This is a genomic window from Mycobacterium sp. BK086, assembly GCA_004362315.1.
GTDB lineage: Bacteria > Actinomycetota > Actinomycetes > Mycobacteriales > Mycobacteriaceae > Mycobacterium.
Genome location: SNWL01000008.1, coordinates 211,342 through 229,544 on the forward strand (window position 1 = coordinate 211,342; position 18,203 = coordinate 229,544).

The 18,203-nt window shown below is 66.3% G+C and carries 15 protein-coding genes; 10 read left to right on the forward strand and 5 right to left on the reverse strand.

Translation table 11 applies throughout. The annotated features are described in order from the left end of the window. Position 1: 1 nt before the first annotated feature. Genes EV580_RS27425 through EV580_RS27440 form a run of 4 tightly spaced genes read right to left on the reverse strand, consistent with a single transcriptional unit; the run spans position 2 to position 3,675 of the window. Complete coding sequence (locus tag EV580_RS27425; protein WP_133695392.1) at positions 2 to 844, reverse strand: CDP-alcohol phosphatidyltransferase family protein; 843 nt, start codon at positions 842 to 844, stop codon at positions 2 to 4. Next, complete coding sequence (locus EV580_RS27430; protein WP_133695394.1) at positions 841 to 1,536, reverse strand: phosphatidylserine decarboxylase; 696 nt, start codon at positions 1,534 to 1,536, stop codon at positions 841 to 843. Before EV580_RS27430 ends, EV580_RS27425 begins: the two co-directional genes overlap by 4 nt. Positions 1,537 to 1,561: 25 nt before the next feature. Further along, positions 1,562 to 2,755 carry a molybdopterin molybdotransferase MoeA gene (gene moeA, locus EV580_RS27435; protein WP_133695395.1) on the reverse strand — a complete coding sequence of 398 codons (1,194 nt, stop codon included), beginning with the start codon at positions 2,753 to 2,755 and terminating at the stop codon, positions 1,562 to 1,564. Continuing rightward, positions 2,755 to 3,675, reverse strand: a complete 921-nt coding sequence (locus EV580_RS27440) for an SDR family NAD(P)-dependent oxidoreductase (protein WP_133695397.1) — start codon at positions 3,673 to 3,675, stop codon at positions 2,755 to 2,757. Before EV580_RS27440 ends, moeA begins: the two co-directional genes overlap by 1 nt. A gap of 58 nt (positions 3,676 to 3,733) precedes the next feature. Here EV580_RS27440 and EV580_RS27445 point away from each other — a divergent pair, with 58 nt between their 5' ends. The 10 genes from EV580_RS27445 (at position 3,734) to EV580_RS27490 (ending at position 16,860) form a co-directional block, all read left to right on the forward strand. Further along, complete coding sequence (locus tag EV580_RS27445) at positions 3,734 to 4,549, forward strand: HAD-IIA family hydrolase (protein ID WP_133695399.1); 816 nt, start codon at positions 3,734 to 3,736, stop codon at positions 4,547 to 4,549. Positions 4,550 to 4,651: 102 nt separating this feature from the next. After that, on the forward strand, positions 4,652 to 5,128 hold the full coding sequence (locus tag EV580_RS27450) for an SRPBCC family protein (RefSeq protein WP_133695401.1): 477 nt from the start codon (positions 4,652 to 4,654) through the stop codon (positions 5,126 to 5,128). 429 nt (positions 5,129 to 5,557) lie between these two features. Beyond that, complete coding sequence (locus tag EV580_RS27455) at positions 5,558 to 8,281, forward strand: phosphoenolpyruvate synthase (protein ID WP_286171885.1); 2,724 nt, start codon at positions 5,558 to 5,560, stop codon at positions 8,279 to 8,281. Beyond that, the gene (locus EV580_RS27460; protein ID WP_133695402.1) at positions 8,278 to 11,595 is read left to right on the forward strand and encodes an AMP-binding protein; all 3,318 of its coding nucleotides are present in this window, start codon (positions 8,278 to 8,280) and stop codon (positions 11,593 to 11,595) included. The genes EV580_RS27455 and EV580_RS27460 overlap by 4 nt, the downstream gene beginning before the upstream one ends. Then, complete coding sequence (locus tag EV580_RS27465) at positions 11,592 to 11,834, forward strand: acyl carrier protein (protein WP_133695404.1); 243 nt, start codon at positions 11,592 to 11,594, stop codon at positions 11,832 to 11,834. Before EV580_RS27460 ends, EV580_RS27465 begins: the two co-directional genes overlap by 4 nt. Beyond that, positions 11,831 to 12,886 carry an SDR family oxidoreductase gene (locus EV580_RS27470; protein ID WP_133695406.1) on the forward strand — a complete coding sequence of 352 codons (1,056 nt, stop codon included), beginning with the start codon at positions 11,831 to 11,833 and terminating at the stop codon, positions 12,884 to 12,886. The genes EV580_RS27465 and EV580_RS27470 overlap by 4 nt, the downstream gene beginning before the upstream one ends. Next, positions 12,883 to 13,719, forward strand: a complete 837-nt coding sequence (locus EV580_RS27475) for a nucleoside-diphosphate kinase (protein WP_133695408.1) — start codon at positions 12,883 to 12,885, stop codon at positions 13,717 to 13,719. The genes EV580_RS27470 and EV580_RS27475 overlap by 4 nt, the downstream gene beginning before the upstream one ends. Before the next feature lie 15 nt (positions 13,720 to 13,734). Next, positions 13,735 to 14,655 (forward strand): AfsA-related hotdog domain-containing protein, encoded by a 921-nt coding sequence (locus EV580_RS27480; protein WP_133695409.1) that lies wholly within the window; start codon positions 13,735 to 13,737, stop codon positions 14,653 to 14,655. Next, entirely contained in the window at positions 14,652 to 15,563 is a 912-nt protein-coding gene (locus EV580_RS27485) for a UbiA family prenyltransferase (RefSeq protein ID WP_133695411.1), read from the forward strand. The genes EV580_RS27480 and EV580_RS27485 overlap by 4 nt, the downstream gene beginning before the upstream one ends. Before the next feature lie 13 nt (positions 15,564 to 15,576). Continuing rightward, entirely contained in the window at positions 15,577 to 16,860 is a 1,284-nt protein-coding gene (locus tag EV580_RS27490) for a glycosyltransferase (protein ID WP_133695413.1), read from the forward strand. Here the strand turns inward: EV580_RS27490 and EV580_RS27495 are convergent. Continuing rightward, positions 16,857 to 18,194, reverse strand: a complete 1,338-nt coding sequence (locus EV580_RS27495) for a cytochrome P450 (protein WP_133695414.1) — start codon at positions 18,192 to 18,194, stop codon at positions 16,857 to 16,859. The two genes, EV580_RS27490 and EV580_RS27495, sit on opposite strands and share 4 nt — an antisense overlap. Positions 18,195 to 18,203: the final 9 nt, after the last annotated feature.

Genomic DNA, 18,203 nt, shown 5'->3' on the forward strand with positions numbered 1-18,203 from the left:
CTCAGCGACCCGGCCTGCGCAGGCCGAGGCGCGTCACCGAACGACGGTTGGGCAGACGACGATTCGCCCGGCGCGCCGCGCGCCGCTGTTTGGGTGCGTCGTTCCATGCTTCCGGGCGCGCCGCCACCCAGCGCTGGCTGTACACCGTGAACGGGATGATGCACAGGTAGCCCGCGATGATCAGCAGGACCAGGATGTAGGGGAACAACAGCAGCGCCGCCGCGGCGGCAGCGATCAGGATCAGCAGGATCGGTGCGGCATTCGGCGGCATCTTGATGGCTTTGAGTGCCAGCGTCGGCACCCGGCTGATCAGCAGGGTGGCGTTGGCGGCGAACCAGAAGCAGACGAACCACGGCGAGGTCCACCAGCCGTGGCCGAACTGCAGCATCGCCGCGAGCGGGCCGATCACCCCGACCGCGCCGCATGGTGCGGGCATACCGGTGAAGTACTCCCGCGTATAGGCCGGCCGGGTGTCGTCGTCGAGCAATGCGTTGAACCTGGCCAGCCGCAACACAATGCACACGGCGTAGAGCAGCGCGAAGATCCAGCCGACCGGCGAGGTCGGTAGCAGCGTCACGTAGACCACCAATGCCGGTGCCACACCGAAGTTCACCGCGTCGGCTAGTGAGTCGATCTCGGCGCCCATCCGCGACTGGGCGTCCAGGGCGCGCGCGATACCGCCGTCGATACCGTCGAGCACGGCCGCCGCGCCGATCAACGCCAGCGCGATGTGCGGGCGCCCGTCCAAGGCGAACTTGATCGATGTCAGCCCGCAGCAGATCGCCAACACCGTTGTCGCGCTGGGCAGGATGCGCATGGCGGACGGGCGCCCCGACTTGATCATGGCAGCTCGGCCAGCACAGTCTCGCCGGCTGTCGCCCGCTGGCCGGGGGACACCAGCAGTCGCGAGCCCTGGGGCAGATAGGTGTCGAGCCGCGAGCCGTACCGGATCAGTCCGTACGTGTCGCCGATCGCCACGTTGTCGCCGGGGTGGACGTCGCACACGATGCGACGGGCCACCAGACCCGCGATCTGCACGGCAACCACCTCGGCGCCGTCGGGGGTGCGGATGACGATGCTGTTGCGCTCGTTGTCCTCGCTGGCGGCGGGCAGGTCGGCCGAGACGAACTGCCCCGGCCGGTAGTGGACCGCGGTCACCTGGCCGCCGACCGGTGCGCGCTGCACGTGCGCGTCGAACACCGACAGGAAGATGCTGACCCGCGGCAGCGGCTCGGCCGCAAGGCCGAGTTCGGCGGGCGGCACCGCGGTGTCGACGAGGCAGACCTGACCGTCGGCCGGCGCGACGACCACGCCGGGCCGGGTCGGTGGGACGCGGCGCGGGTGGCGGAAGAACGCGGCGTTGGCGCCCGCGGCGACCAGACCGGCGGTGCGGACCCAGCGATAACGCCTGCCCAGGGCGGCAACCGCCAGGCTGGCGCCGACGAACGGCAGGCCCGCCGGGTGCATCGGTGGCACGGTCGACCGGACCAGATCCAGCAGGTGTGATGATTCGGAGGTGCGGGGGCGTCTGGCCATCGGCGACGAGTCTAACCGCGCAGACCTACGACAGGTCCCACAGCTGGACCTGCTCGCCCGCGGCCATCTCGGTGACGTCCTCGGCGATCTCCAGCAGGCAGTTCGCCGAGGCCAGCCAGCGCAGGTGATGCGAGGCAGGCGGCCCGTAGGTGGTCACCGTGCCCGCCGCCGCGTCGTACACCCCGCGCCGGAACTGACGCTTGCCCTTCGGCGAGGTCAGGCTGTCGGCCAGCACCGCGGTCCGCCGTGGCCGGTGCGGGTGCGGCAGTCCCATCGCCGCGCGCAGGGCCGGCCGGACGAAGACCTCGAATGAGACCAGCGCGCTCACCGGATTGCCCGGCAGCGTGATGATCGGACAGCCGTTGATCCGTCCCGCGCCCTGCGGCATACCGGGCTGCATGGCGACCTTGACGAACTCGACGGCACCCCCACCGAAGGCGTCTTTCACGACCTCATACGCGCCGGCGCTGACACCGCCGGTGGTGATGATGAGGTCGGCCTGCCCGGCATACCCCTCGAGCACCGTGCTGAACTGCGCGACGTCATCGCTGGATGTCGGGGTGGCCACTACTTCGCCGCCGGCCTCCCGGACCGCGGCGGCCAGCATGATGGCGTTGGATTCGTAGATCTGTCCGGGCTGCAGTTCGGTGCCGGCCGACACCAACTCGGTGCCCGTCGACATCACCAGCACCCGCTGGCGCGGCCGGATCGTCAACGAGCCCAGGCCGAGTGCGGCGGCCAGACCCAGCGCCGCGGGGGTGACCACATGACCGGTCTGCAACACCGTGGTGCCCGAGGTCACGTCCTCGCCCGCGCGGCGGATGTGCTGGCCGAGCTTGGGTGCGGTCCGGATCTCGACGGTGTCGACGCCGCCGTCGGTGGCCTCGACCGGTACCACCGCCGTCGCGCCGGCCGGCAGCGGTGCGCCCGTCATGATCCGGTGCGCGGTCCCGGGGGCCAGCGTCAGCCGGTCGATACGCCCGGCCGGAATATCCTCGGCCACAGGCAGTTTCACCGGATTGGTGTCGGCTCCCGCGACGTCGTCGGCGTGCACGGCGTAGCCGTCCATCGCGGAGTTGTCGAACACCGGCAGCGACAGCGGTGCCGTCACGTCGGCGGCCAGTGCCAGTCCCTCGGCATCGACAAGACCGACCGTCTCCGCCGCCCGGGCAGCGATCAGGTCGGCGACGACCCCCTGGTGCTCCTCGACGGTACGCATCAGATCGGGAAACTCACGCCGGTCAGTTCCTCGGACACCGTCCACAGCCGCTGCTGCAGATCGCGGTCGTGGGATTGCGAACTGGACTGCACCAGCTTGGGATTGCCGCGCTGCTCACCGAAGCCGTCCGGGCCGTAGTACTGCCCGCCGCGCACGTCGGGATCGGTCGCGGCACGCAGCGTCGGCAGCGCTCCGGCGGCCGCGCTCTGGAAGATCATCGGCCCGACGATGCGGTAGGCCGGGTGCAGGATCGTCGGGATGTTGCGGGCCAGCTCGGTATAGGAACCACCGGGGTGAGCGGCCACCGCGATGGTGTCTTTCTTGGCCTGCTCGAGCCTGCGCTGCAGTTCGTAGGTGAACAGCAGATTGGCCAGCTTGGACTGGCCGTAGGCGGCGATGCGGCTGTAGCGGCGTTCCCACTGCAGATCGTCGAAGTGGATATCGGCCAGCAGCCGGTGGCCGAGGCTGCTGATCGTCACCACGCGCGAATTCGCCACGGGTAGCAGTGAGTCGAGCAGCAGGCCGGTGAACGCGAAGTGCCCGAGGTGGTTGGTGCCGAACTGGAGCTCGAAACCGTCCTTGGTGGTCTCCTTGGGCGTCCACATCACGCCGGCGTTGTTGATCAGCAGATCGATCTGGGGGTGCAGCGTGCGCAGCGAGTCGGCGGCGGCCCGGATCGAATCCAGCGACGTCAGGTCCAGTTGCTTCACGCTGACGTCGGCGCCCGGGGCGGCCGCCAGGATCTTGTCGCGCGCGGCCCCGCCCTTGTCGAGGTTGCGCACCGCCATCACGACGCGGGCACCGCGGGCCGCCAGTACCGCGGCGGCCTCGTAGCCGATACCGGAGTTGGCGCCGGTGATGACGACGACGCGCCCGTCCTGTGCGGGAACGTTGGCCCGAGTCCATTTACTGCCGCTCATGGCACGACGATACGTCGGCCCAAGTTGCATCCAACCGGTGGCCGTTTACTGTCGCTGCATGGCTATCGGTGGGGTGCTGTTCGACATCGATGGCGTCTTGGTGACCTCGTGGAAGCCGATCCCCGGCGCGGCCGAGGCCCTTGCGGTGCTGGCCGAACACCAGATCGCCCGCTCGTATCTGACCAACACCACCACTCGCACCCGTCAGCAGATCGCCGCGGCGCTCTCGAAGGCCGGTATCGAGGTGCGGCCCGACGAGGTGATCACCGCCGCCGCGCTGACCGCCGACTACGTGCGGGCCAACTATCCCGACGCGCGATGCTTCCTGGTCAACAACGGCCAGATCACCGATGACATGCCGGGTATCGACATCGTCGACTCCGGGGTCTACGACGACGACGGCGAACCCGATGCGCCCGACGTCATCCTCCTCGGCGGGGCAGGCCCGGAATACAGCCATCGCACCTTGAGTCGGGTGTACGAATGGATGGCTCAGGGCGTGCCGGTGGTGGCGATGCACCGCAGCACCGCGTGGACCACCACCGAAGGCCTGCGTATCGACACCGGCATGTACCTGATCGGCATGGAGGAGACGTCCGGTCGCAAGGCCACCGCCGTCGGGAAACCGGCACCGGCGGGCTTCCTGGCCTCGGCCGCCCGCCTCGGTGTCGATCCCGACGAGATGTACATGGTCGGCGACGATCTCAACAATGACGTGCTGGCCGCCCAGGTGGTCGGCATGACCGGCGTGCTGGTGCGCACCGGAAAATTCCGGCAGGACACCCTGGATCGTTGGGCCGCAGACGAATTCGCCATGCAGCCCAACCACGTCATCGATTCGGTCGCCAAGTTTCCGGAGTTACTGGGGCTGTAGCGGCTCTAGCGACTTCGGCGCGCATTCCGCCGCTGAGCGAACGAAAACGCGCCGAAATCGCAAGGGTGATGAGTTTCTCGAGGCCGCCGAGTCTGTCTGGATATGACTGAAACTCTGATTGTGAATGCCACCGTCGACGCGCCGGCCGGTGCGGTGTTCGGCGTACTGGCCGACCCGAACACGCACAAGGACATCGACGGCACCGGCTGGGTGCGGGATGCGCTGGATCCGCAGCCCCTGAACTCTGTCGGGCAGGTCTTCCGCATCGCGATGTACCACGATCTACACCCCGACAAGGACTACGAGATGGCCAATCAGGTCACCGCGCTGGAACCCGACCGCGTCATCGCCTGGGCGCCGGGGGGACTGACCGAGGACGGCAGCGTCGACCTGGGCGGCTGGACCTGGCGCTACGACCTCGAGCCGCTGGGTGCCGAGCAGACCCGCGTCGTACTGACCTACGACTGGACGAATGCGACGGCGGCGGTCCGGGAGAACATCGTGTTCCCGCCGTTCCCCGTCTCGCACCTGGACAACTCGTTGGCAAATCTGGCGAAGCTGGCCGCCGCGCGGCAATGACGCCGCTCGACTCCCGTCAATCCCGTCATCGAGTAGGTGACGACGGATTGCTGCACCGACCCGAGTAGCGAACTACTGGCGACAATCGCGCTGGCGTGCGTCACTGTGCTCTTGACATGGCTATTTGCTGCAGGTTGAGGGCTTCACCTGGGTCTCGGAGTACCACCGGGTCTCGGGTCGACGGCGAACGTCCGAGCCACGACGGAAATTTGCTGCGCTTGCCCCCCGCGGCGCTTCCGGTTGTGGTATCTATTCAGGCAATGTCGGCGCCCTCGATGGGCCATGCGTATCGCCTCCCGGGGGTAGAGGTCATGCTCGATTCGCATTTGATTCGCGCGATTGTTGGAACCGGTAGCGAAGCCCCTTCAATAACGTCGGCACCCGATCTCGTCACTCGAGATATCGCGGAACGGACATGAAGGGCGCACGGTGCCAATCCTCCTGACCGGGCAGGCGCCCGGTGATCAGATGCGCACGCTGGCAGGCGGCAAAGCACACAACCTGTGCGACCTGACCGCGGCCGGCTTTCCCGTGCCGACGTGGGCGATCCTCGGAACCGAAGCCTTCGAGGCCGCTGTCGCGGCGGCCGGGCTGAGCATCAGCGAGGCACCCCTCACTCTGGCCGATCGCCTTCGGGAAGCGGCATTCGCAGAAGCAGCGTTGAGCGAATTCGTCATGACCGCCGAAATTCGAGACGCGATTCAAGCGGCATTGGATTATGTGGGTGCCGAGACGGTCGCGGTGCGCTCATCGGGTCGGCAAGAAGACGGGGATCGGGATTCGTTCGCGGGACTGTTCGACACCTATCTCAACGTCGTTGGTCTTGACGCCACCGAAGACGCTGTCCGGCGTTGCTGGGCCTCGGCCTTCTCGCAACGAGCAACGCAATACCGTCACACCCGGGGCCTGGACTTCCGAGATGTCGCTCTGGCGGTCATCATTCAGCGATCACTGCAACCAGTGAGCAGCGGCGTGATGTTCACCGCGGACCCGCTGACGGGTTCATCGGACCGGGTGGTCATCAACGGTGTACTCGGGCTCGGCGAGGGTTTGGTCTCGGGCACCGTCGACTCGGACTCCGTCGCCATCGACAAGAGCAGCGGCGCAGTCATCGAGGAGACGATCGCCACCAAGGAGCAGATGGTGGCCGGAGTGGCCGGGGGTGGAATCAGCACGGTCGACGTTCCTGTTGAACGACAACGCGATTCCAGCGTCGGCTCTGCTCTGCGCGCGACCCTGTTCGATCTGGGGACTCGGCTGGAACAGCATTTCGGGGCGCCCCAGGATGTCGAATGGGCCTGCGACGACACATCCACCTGGATACTGCAGTCCAGGCCGGTCACCACCCTCGATCGCCACATCGCCGACACCGCTGAACATTTGGGCGAAGACGTGGCTCTCGACGAGGTCCGCATCTGGGACAACTCGAACATCATCGAGAACTTCGCAGGAGTCACGTCGCCGTTGACGTTCACCACGGCCCGCAGGCTTTACGGCGACGTGTACCGCGCCTATGCACGCAGCTTGAAAGTTCCTCCCGCGCAACTGGAACAAATGGAGTCGTGGCTGCCGGTGATGCTCGGCCAGTTCAACGGCAACGTCTATTACAACCTGCTGCACTGGTACCGGATGGTGGGCATCGCGCCGGGGTACTTCCTGAATCGCCGCGTCCTGGAAGTCGCGCTCGGCGTCAGCGAGACCCTCGACCGCAAGACGGCAAAAACACTACGTCCCTTCACCTTTGCCAATCCGCTCGCCCGCGTCCGGTCCCGGGTTCGCACGACCCTCCACTACGCGCGCAGCATCGCGGCCATCGACACCCTGGTTGCGGACTTCGACGAGACCTTCGTCGAATTGATCGACCGGCACGGCTTGATGGACGTCTCGGCGATGGACGGGCCTTCTGCCTACCGGAAGTTCCGCCAGATCCACGACGAGGTCGCCGAACTCTGGGGCCCGTTGATGGTCCTCGACGCGATCCTGTTGACGTTGGTCGGATCGCTGGCGGTGCTGACGAAGGTGCTGTTGCGCGACGCGCCCGAGTGGGTCCAGTTCGCGATCGTCAACCCGGAGCCGGACGTGATCTCCGTCGAACCCGCCAAGGCGTTGGTGGACATCGCCGCCTTCGCGCGTGAGCATCGCGAGCTCGACGAGTTCATCGGCTCCGTCGAACCCGCCATCGCCTACGCCCGGCTCGCCGAGTACGCCGCCGACTCCGAGTCGCCGATGTGGAAGGAACTGCTCGGCAAGATCGACGCGTACATCGACAAGTTCGGCTACCGGTGCCTCGACGAACTCAAACTCGAGGCGCCCGATCTGCGGCAGGATCCCGCGGGGATTTTTCACATGCTGCGGATGGCCTCTGCCGAAGAGCGGGTGAAGACCGGGGATTCCGCCGAGGATTATCTCGACGCGCATCTCGGTGGCCGGCGCCGACGCGTCTTCGACGCGCTACGCCGAAAGATTCAGCGAGCGGCCACCCACCGCGAACACCTTCGCTTCTGCCGCACCCAGGGTTTCGGCATCTTGAAATCGCTTGCCGCGGTGATGGGTCGGGATCTGGAGGAACGAGGAACGGTCGGCAGTCGCACCGACATCTTCCAGTTGCGCATCGACGAGTTGTTCGCTGTGTACGAAGGCACGATGCCGGTGGCGGACGCGCAGACCGCTATTCGGCGGCGCAAGCTCCTCCACGACAGCTATACGCAACTCGCGGCGCCTGCCCGCTTCACCACGACCGGATCGCGCTACTCAGACCAGGAGCTGGCTGCCGCCGGCTGGCGGCCGTCCGAAGACTCAGGACATGCGCCGGCCGGGACGGTGCTCACCGGCACGCCGTCCAGCCCGGGAGTGGTGACCGGCCGCGCGGTCGTCGTCGAAAAGCCGCAGGATTTCTCCAGTGGCATCCTCGTGGCCTACCGGACCGATCCGGGGTGGGTGGCGGCTCTGCCGTTCGCCTCGGCGCTGCTCATCGAACGCGCGTCACCGCTCACTCATGTGGCGATCATCGCCCGCGAACTGGGTGTGCCGACCGTGGTGCAGATCGACGGGCTGACCAGTGCGGTTCGCACCGGGATGACGATCAGTGTGGACGGCGCCAGCGGCCGCGTCGTTCTGTTGGAAGAGCCCCTTCTGGAAGAGCCGACGCCATGACCGATACCGAACGCATCATCGGCTGGCTGATGGCCCCGCGGGATGACACCGGGATCCAGCTGGCGACCGACGACGGTGGCTGGCAATTCGCGAGCTACCGCGAATTGGCCGACCAGGCCCGGCGTATCGCGCGCCAGTTGGTCGACGAGGGCGTGCGCTCCGGCGACGTTGTCAGTGTCTTGATGCCGACGTCGGATCTGTGCTTGGCAACGCTGTTCGGAGTGTTGGCCGCCGGCGCAACGCTCACCCCGATCGTGCCGCCGATGTTCCAGCACCCCGACCAGTACACGGCCCATCTGCACGGCATCCTCGGTGCGTCGGGTTGCCGCGCTGTGGTTGCCGCGTCGGGCTTCACCGGCCTGGCACAGCGAGCGCTGCCCGGCTTGGCCCTGAACCCGAAACTCATCGAGCTGGATCGGGCACCAGACTGTGCACCCATCGACGAATTGGCCGAGCCCGCACCGTCGGTGCTCCTGCAGATGACATCGGGATCGACGAGTGCACCGCGTGGCGCGAGCATCGGTTGGCACAGCCTGGCCACCAATCTCAATGTGATGGAGGAGCTTTGCGGAATGGCCGACGGCCAGCTCGGCGTTTCCTGGCTTCCGCTGTATCACGACATGGGGTTGATCGGGTGCGTCTTCCAGGCGATGACCCGGCAACGCAACCTGCAACTGCTGCGACCCGATCAGTTCGTCCGTGATCCGTTGCGGTGGCTGCGGGCGGCCGCGAACGCAGAGCACACGGCGTCTCCGTCGTTCGGACTGGTCTATGCGAGTCGCAGGCTCAAGCCGGAAGATCTCGGCGATATCGACCTGTCGGGGCTGCGCACGCTGGTCATCGGCGCCGAGCCGATCAACCCTGCCCATTTGCGTGCCTTCACGGAACTGACTGCAGGACACGGTTTTTCGCCCGCCGCATTCATGCCGTCCTACGGTCTGGCCGAGCACACACTGTTCGCCACCTCGCACCGGCTTGGCGAGGCGCACCGGATGGTCCGGGTGGATAGATCCGCGTTGCGTCATGGTGAGCCGATACGGGTGCTCGCCCGGGTATCGGACTGTGTGACAGACCAACCCGGCGACGACTGGGTGGTGTCGTGCGGTACGGCCGCGCCGGGTCACGAGGTGTGGATCGCCGACGAGTCCGGCGCTCGGCTGCCGGACGGGACGCTGGGGGAGATCGTTCTGTCGGGCCCGTCGGTGGCGCTGGGCTATCACGGGGACGCGGGCAGCACCACCCGGTTCGTCGGGGATGAACTGCGAACCGCGGATGCCGGGTTCCTCCTCGACGGCCAGCTGCACGTGTTGGGCCGCATGGGGACGAGCCTGAAGATCAACGGGCGCAGCGTCTTTACCGAGGACCTCGACGTGACGACCGCGGCCGCCATGGGACTGGCGCCGAGCCGGGTCGTCACCGTCGCGGTCAACGATGCCGGCCAAGCGGGCGTGGCGGTGTTCATCGAACAGGCGGCCATCGCCCCCGGCATGCTCACCGCAGCCGTCCGGTCGTTGCAGGCGAACGTCGGTGAGGACGCGCCGCTGTGGCTGATCAACGTTCCGCGCGGAGCCCTGTCTCGGACATCGAGCGGCAAGCCGCGCCGCGCGCACATGTGGCAGCAATGGCGAGCGGGCCAGACGACCGGCGCGGAGCTGCTCACCATCGGCGGTGCCGGACGGGATCCCCAGCAGCTCGAACGGGTGCGGACGTTGTTCGAGAAGACCCGCGAGCTGGCGGTGATTCCCGACGACGCGACAGTGCATTTCGAGGGTTCCCTGGCCGAAGGCTTCGGCAACGAGGGATCCGACATCGACTTCCTGCTGCTGGTGCCCGGGGCGAGCAAGCAAGCGGTGATGCCGACGGTCCTGTTCCTGGATGGTCGCCGGGTCGAGGTGCGCGCCCAGTCGCACGAGCAGGCTCGCAAACGGCTGCTGCGGGTTCGGCGAGCCATCGACACCGGTTCGATCGCCGGTGTGACCGAGGACGTGCTGAACCGGGTCCAGCGTTTCCTGCACGGCATTCCGCTGTATACCGGCCCCGACTATGGACAACTCCTCGACATCGTGACCTACGCGGAGCTGACCACACTGTTGCAGTCATGGTGGCGCCGGCGGGCCGGCGGCTGCCTGCGTCACGCCGCCGCGCTGACCCTCCTCGGTGACGATCGCGAGGCGGTCACCTGGGCCCGAGAAGGCCTGGCGCAGAACATGAAGGCCTTTCTCGCCGCGCACGGCGAGGGCTATATCGAGATCAAATGGCTGCCCGAGCAGATCGCGCGGCTGCGAAAGGTCGCCGACCAGAGCGTGGCGGCCCTGCTCGAGGAATACCAGACCCTCGATGCCACCCAGACGCCGGCGAGCCGGGACTTCATCGAGCGAGCCCTGGCACTGTCGGTGCGATTGGGCGGGCCCAGGATCACGCCGGATCCCGCCAACGTGCTGCTGCGGCGCGCACCCGGGGTGACCACCTGGCCCATCGGCTCGGCCCCGCACGTCGTGCGTGACAAGAACGACGTGTTCATGCTCTCGGCGCCGTGCGCACAGTCGTGGGGGAATGTGGTCTTCGGCCAGTCGATCGCGGACACCAAGGCTGCCCACCAACACATTCGGCTCTTCGTCCACTACGGCCTGATCGGCCTGACCTGGCGCGGTGCGGGCCAGATCACGCCGGTGTCGGCGATGTGCACACCCGGCCGGCCGCTGACGCCGCTACCGTCGGGCCGACGCCCGGTTGTCACGATCGACGGTGCCTTCACCGACCAGGACATCGCCCGATCTCCGCTCAACGCACGGGCTTTCGCCGAATGTGCGGGCGCATTGCTGGTAGCCAACATGGTGCTGGAGAACGCACGCGAGGATTTCTACGGAGCGGTCAAGAACGGCCAGTGGCAGGTGACATCGCTGTGCGGACGCCGCATCGTCATCATGGCGGTCCGGATATTGGCCAGCGCCTGGGGAATCACCCCGTTGCCGTCGGATCCGGTGCTCCTGCACCAGCTCGACATGCTCGTCCCCGAGCATCCTCAGATCGCGGCAACCGCCCGCCGGCTCAGCGAGCTGTCGGTCGGCGATCACGACGAAGCCTGTTCCGCCCAAAGGGAACTCGATGCGCTGGTTGCCGAGGTTCGAGAGGTCACCTGCGGAGCCCAGTTCCCGTCGTCGTTCTCGTCCCGAGACGAGTGGCAACGCACCATCCGGTACGGGTACCAGTGGCTGCGGCTGGGCGGATATGTCGATGCCTACGTCGAACTCGACGAAACCCGCGACCTGCTCAGCACGGGGGGCGCACAACCATCGGAGAGGCGGGCGCCATGACCGTTCGTGAAGACGTTCTGGCACTGGTCGCGGCAATGGCACCCGACACCGCCGGCGAGCCGGACCTGAACAGCGCCCTGATCGGCGACCTCGGATATACCTCGTTGCGGCTCGTCGAATTGTCGATCGCGGTCGAACGCGCATTTGGGCTACCGCAGCTGAATCCAGAGCTGCTCGCCGGCGTGTACACAGTGGGCGATCTCGTCAATCTCGTTGAGGCCCAGAAGGAACGGATATGAGTGCGGGCACGGGCATTCTGATCACGGGCGCCGCCGGACACGTCGGCACCGACGTCGTCGCCCGCCTGTCCCGGCGCGGGCGCAGCGTCATCGCACTGACGCACGATCGGGCGGTCGCCGGCGCGCGACCGGTCAAAGGGGATGTCCGGCGCGAGGATCTCGGCCTCGACCGGCAGACCGTGTCCGAACTCACCGGTGAGGTCGGCCTGGTGGTGCATTCGGCCGCGGTCACCGATTTCGGGTTGCCCGAGCAGAGTTACACCGAGCTGAACGTCGACGGAACCGCCAACGCGCTGGCGCTGGCGCGCCGCTTCGATGCGGGCTTCGTCTACGTCAGCACCACCTACGTGTGCGGCGAGACCGAGGGGACGTTCCACGAGGACCAGCTTGACATCGGCCAACAGTTCAGCAACGACTACGAGCACAGCAAGTATCGTGCCGAGCAGCTCGTCCGCGCATCGGGGCTTCGGTCGGTCGTCGTCCGGCCCGGCATCGTGACCGGCGAGTATCGCACTGGAAATACGCAGGTGTACAAGCACATCTACCAACTGCTCAAGGTGATCGTCGAAGGTAGGTTGCGCACGCTGCCGGGGAACTACGCGGCGACACTGGGGCTGGTCCCGATCGGGCATGTTGCCGACGTCACGGTGGCCGCCGTCGAGAGGTTTGCCGAGAACGTCGGGCGCACGTTCCACGCGGTCGGCGCCAATTCCCTGTCGCTGCGCACGATTTCCGATGTGCTCGCCGAGTATCCGTGCTTCCGCATCCCCGACTTCGTGCCTCCCGCCACGTTCAGCGAATACGACCTCGACGATATCGAGCGCAGTTACTACCAGAAGGTCGGGACGCTCTACACGAGCTATCTGCGCCGCCGCCTGGAGTTCGACAGCACCAACACCCGCGAGCGGCTCGGTCTCACGCCGCCGGCGATCGGACCCGGATACTTTCGCCGTCTTCTCGACTCCTGCTTGCGCACCGGATATCTGGGCCGGCCCGAACCGTCCGTCGCCGAGGTCCTGGCCCGGCTGCAGGCCGAGAGGAGCCTGGTATGACCAGCTCCGATCGCGTCGAAGCGCTACCCGTGCATCAACCGAGCAGGTATGACGCGGATACCTACTTCATCGAGACGTGTGATGCACTGGCCGCGTTGGACATCGACCGCCACGGGTTCGCGTACGAGAACGGAATACTGCTGCTCAAGCCGGATGCAGCGGTCACCGGGGCGATGAAGTCGGCGATCGATTGGCTGGTCGAGCATGACTACCGCATCGTCGGGGCAGCCGCGGTACAACTGACGTATCTGCACCTGCGCGCGCTGTGGTACTTCAACTGGCACAAGGCAACTTCCGAACGGCGCAAGGTCGCCGATCGACTCGCCGGGCTGTCGCCGTCGCTCGTTCTGGTCGTCCGCCACCCCGATGATGGGCAGCCGGTTTCGGTTCGGTTGACCGCCGACAAGGGACCGGCCGACCCGGCGCTGCGCAAGCCGGGCGAGCTGCGGCATGCGCTGGCGGCCGGTACCTATCTGCTCAACAAGGTGCATACCCCGGATGATCCCGACGATGTTCTGCGGGAACTGAGCATCTATTTTCCGGAACCCACACTCAGCGCCGTGATTTCGGCATGCGTCGCCGGCGCCGACGCAACATCGGATGCCGTTCGGATCGTCGACGGCATCGAATCCGGCCTGGAGTGCAAAAGCGGTGACCTCGCCGCCGCACAGGATGCGATCTGGCACGGATTTGGTGAGGTCGGTATGGGGGACCGACCTCGAAACGGCGAGGAATGGCTGGCTGCATTGGCCGACGCGGAGAAGCGGGACATCGGTGTCGATCCGTGGTTTCGGATCGTGGTCGAGTCGTCTTATCTGCCGATGCACCGATAGGAAAGAGACGGAATCATGAACGGAGAAAGCTTTTCTCAGACGGTTCGCCGTGAGTTGGTGCACAAGCGGGCCGTCTCCGAAGTGCTGGTCACCTCGGTGGCCGACCAGGACGGCACGTGGATTGTGCACGCCCAGCTGCCGCGTCAGCACAGTTTCCACACCGACGGGGTGGGACGTCAATGTTCGTACTACGACCCACTTCTCGTTCTGGAGGCATTCCGGCAGGGCTGCATCGCCAGCAGTCATCTCTTCTATGACGCGCCGCCGGACGCCCGGCACACCGTACGCCTGTACGAACTGTCCGTCGTCGACTTCGACCATTTGCAGCGCGGACCCGAGATGCTGGATCTCGAACTGACGATCGTGGTGCAGAAGGAATTCCGCCGCGGCGAGGACCAAGGCGCGGTGCACGGCCTGGAAGTCCGGGCCGTCGCCGCCCACGAGGGCACCAAAACGATAGAGCTGGCCGCGGCGTTCAACTGGATGCCGTTGGAGAAGTGGGATCGGATGAGGGCGGGCGCAAGCTGGGACCCGGGCCCCCAACCCGCTCCGGCTGAAGCCGCGTCAGTGGGTCGGACGCGGACGGAGAACGTGGTGATCGGGGCGCCCGTTCACACTGTCGAGGAACGCTCGGCGACTGCGCCACTCGTGGTGGACATCGGTCACGCGACACTGTTCGACCATCCCCTCGACCATCTGCCCGGCGGACTGATCATCGAGGCGGCACGGCAGCTGTCGCTGGCGATCGCCGATACGCGGGCCGAGAGTCTTGTCGGGCCGTCCTGGCTGAAGATCGAATTCCAATCCTTCGTCGAGATGGATGCGGTCAGCAGTGTCGCGATGACCCAGGACGCCGCCGAGCCGCTGACGTTCCGCGGCGACATCACACAGTCCGGAAATACCAGGGCCACCATCGAATTGGCCTTCATGGAATGACCGTTCTGCGGCGCACGACCGGCATCGGCGCATTCCTGGTCGAACGGTGCCTGCCGGTCTATCCCATCTACCTGGCGTTGTGGGTCGTCGCGGTCGAGTGCCTGATCGTCGTGGTCGGGCACTCCTCCGGCCCGTGGCATCCGTCCTGGGATACCGCGCTGAAGATCCTGGCGCTCAACGCCGCAGGGGCGTTCCTGCGGATGGTCGACGACCAGAAGGACCTCGACTACGACACGGCGTACAACCCGGACCGCCCGCTGGTTCAAGGTCGGATCAGCACTCGCGAGTTGCGAGTCGCGATGGTGCCGGCCGCCCTGATCGCGTTGGCGCTGGGAGCGGCGGTATCGGTCTGGACGGCCGCGTTCGTGGCGCTGATCCTGGGCTACAGCCTTCTCGTCTGGTGGGCGGAGTCCCGCGTTCAAATGGTGCGGGACAACCCGATCGTCAACCTGATCGCGGTGTGCCCCGCACAGTTCCTGGCGACGGGTTTCGCGATGACGGGTCAGCCGGGAGTCGGCGATGCGTCCTGGCTACGGCTGGCGCTGATCCCGCTGGTGTTCACCGCCACGATCTTGCATGTGGAATTGGCGCGCAAGACCACTCGGACGGCGGATGCCGACGATCTGCGCTCGTATTCACGAGTCATCGGACCGACGGCCAGCGGGGTCTCGGTGTTGATGCTCGGCCTGGGCGCGGTGCTTCTCGAAGTGCTGCTGAGCGCGCCGTGGAACTGGACCGGTCCCTGGTGGCCCGTTGCCTGGCTCCCGCTCGTGGCCGCCGTGCTGCCATGCATCTCGGCGTGGACCTTCTTTGTCACACGGGTGAGCGTCCACCCGCGCGGCCTGCCAACGGCTTTCGTGATCGTCTTCTATCTCGCCATCCTCGGACAGGGCTTGGTCTACCACTAGAAAGGTACATACTGTGCGGATCCTCATACCACTGGTCGGCAGTCGCGGTGACGTCCAGCCCGGGGTGGCGCTTGGTCTGGAGCTCGAACGCCGCGGCCATGATGTGATCGTCGGTGCGCCACCGAATTTCGTCGACTTCGTCGCCAAAGCCGGCCTGACCGTGCGCCAATTCGGCCCGGACGTGCACGCGCTGTATTCCTCTCCGGAGGGCCAGCGGGCGCTGGCGGCGGGCAGCACGTTCAAGTTGATGTCGATGGTGTCCAAGCAGATGTCGGAATACGCCGACCGGATGGACGACGAACTGATCGAGATCTCCAAGGGCGTCGAGATGATCGTGTGCACCACGTTCAGCGAGGACCGCTCGGCGATCATCGCTGAGTCCCTGGGCATCCCGATGGTGACCCTGCATACCTATCCGTGCCGCAAGAACAGTCACTACGCGCCGCCGGGATCGGTGCCGGTCAACTGGCGAGTTCCCGGTGTTTTCACCCGGGTGGCCTGGGCCGCGATCGAGCGACTGCGGACGGTGGTTTTCGGGAAGTACCTCAACAACCTTCGCACCAAGCTCGGCCTGAAGCGATCATGGGCCAGCACCGAATCGATTCTGATTCAACGGAATGTCCCCGAGCTACAGATGTACGACCCGGCTTTTGTGCCGGGGCTGGCCGAGGAGTGGGGCTCGTCGCGGCCCATGGTCGGGTTCCTGTGGTTGCCGCAGTCGGCCCGGGCGGCGATCGGCGAGTCGGCTGAGGCGCATACCGAGGTACTCCAGTGGGTGAATGAGGGAACGCCGCCGATCTTCTTCGGCTTCGGCAGCATGCCCATTCTGGACTTCGGATTGGTGCTCGGCATGATCGAGCAGATCTGCGCCAGGACGGGTGAGCGGGCGCTGGTCAGTGTGGGCGGTGCGAGCCTCGACCCGAGCCTGCGGAACACCTCGGCCAGCGTGAAGGTCGTCGATGCGTTGGCGCACGATCTCGTCTTCCCGCATTGCAAGGCGGCGGTCCACCACGGTGGGATAGGCACTCTCTTCGAGAGCCTTCGGGCGGGGCTGCCGACACTGGTCTGCTCGGTATCGTTCGACCAGCCGGTGTGGGGACATCAGGTGGAGAAGCTCGGGGTGGGTGCGCATATTCCGTTCACCAAGTTGGCACCCGACACCCTGAGCGCGGGCATCGATGCCGTGTTGGACCCCCAGATGCGTTCCCGGGCAGAGGCTTTCGGCGCACGCCTGCAGTCGACCGGCGACGGCGTGCCGCGGGTCTGCGACATCGTCGAGAAGACGGCTGCGCGCTAACCGGGGCGGCGAGGCGAGAACACCACCGGCAGCGATGCCGGCGACAGGACGAAATCCTTGGCCTGTGGCTTGACGGTGAAGTCGGCGGGCAGCCGGATATCCCACCGGGAGAACAGTGCCGCGGCCTGCAGGGTGATGGACAGCAGCGCGAATTGGCTTCCGGGGCAATGCCGCTGACCCAGTCCGAACGCCATCATGACGTCACGATCACCCGACCCGGACTCCCAGCGGTCGGGGTCGAACGTCGCCGCATGGGGAAAATACTGGTCCTGCAGATGCACCATCAACGGGCTGAACAGGATGTTGGTGCCGTCCGGAAACTCCGCAGAGCCGATCCGTACCGGGCCGTCGGACGTGAGGATGCTGATCCACGGTGCCCACAGACGCAGAGTCTCATTCAGCACATTTCGGAGATAACTCAAGGCGGGCACGTCGCCCACTTCCACAGGGCGAGAACCGATTACCGAATCCAGCTCGTCGCGGATCTTGGCTCCGATCTCGGGTGCGCGACTTGTTTCGTAGACGAGCCAGGAGAAGATGGACGTCTGCGACCCGATGCTCGCGGCAAGTGAGAGGAGCAGCTCGTCGACGAGATTGTCGTCGGACAGCGTCGCGCCGGTCTCTTCGTCGACGTGGTGCAGCAGGGCCGACAACATATCGCCCTCGTCGGGTTCATGGCGCCGGCGTTCGATGAGTGAGCGCAGTGCTGCGCGGACCTGTCGGGAATGTGCGATGAATCGCCGGTTGGCCAGCACCCGTAACTGTCGAGCGATCTTGGGCAGGGCACCGCGAATGATGACTTCGCTGAGCAGCCAAGGTGTTCGCTCACGAATGACATCGATCTCGTCGGCATCGGACTCGGCGCGGAACAGCGTCGCCAGCATGGTCCGCATCACCAGCTCGTGCACGCTGGAGCGCAGATCGGCCTGAGCGCCACTGGCAAGCGAGCCGGCCCAGTCGTCGGCAATTGCCGCGACGGTGACCCCGTACTCGGTGAGACGGCGTTGCCGGAAGACGGGAGCGATCAGCCTGCGGCGCAGGTCGTGTTCGGGGCCGCTGAGCACATTGGTCGCGCCGCTGACCAATTCGTGGATGGCCTCGCGCATCGGCTCGCGATGGAACGCTCCCGCGCGCCCGAGGCTGACGTCCCGGATGAGATCGGGCGTGGTCAGCATGTACGAGGCCTGTGGCCCCAGATAGACCCGGACGATGGGACCGATCTCAGGGGCGCGCAGCAGCAGCTCGCGAGGATCGCCCGTGACCATGTGGGCGTGGCCGATGAGTGGCAGACGCCCTGGCGCCGTGGGTATTTGAGACAAGCCGGTTTGGCTCATGGCCGCAGC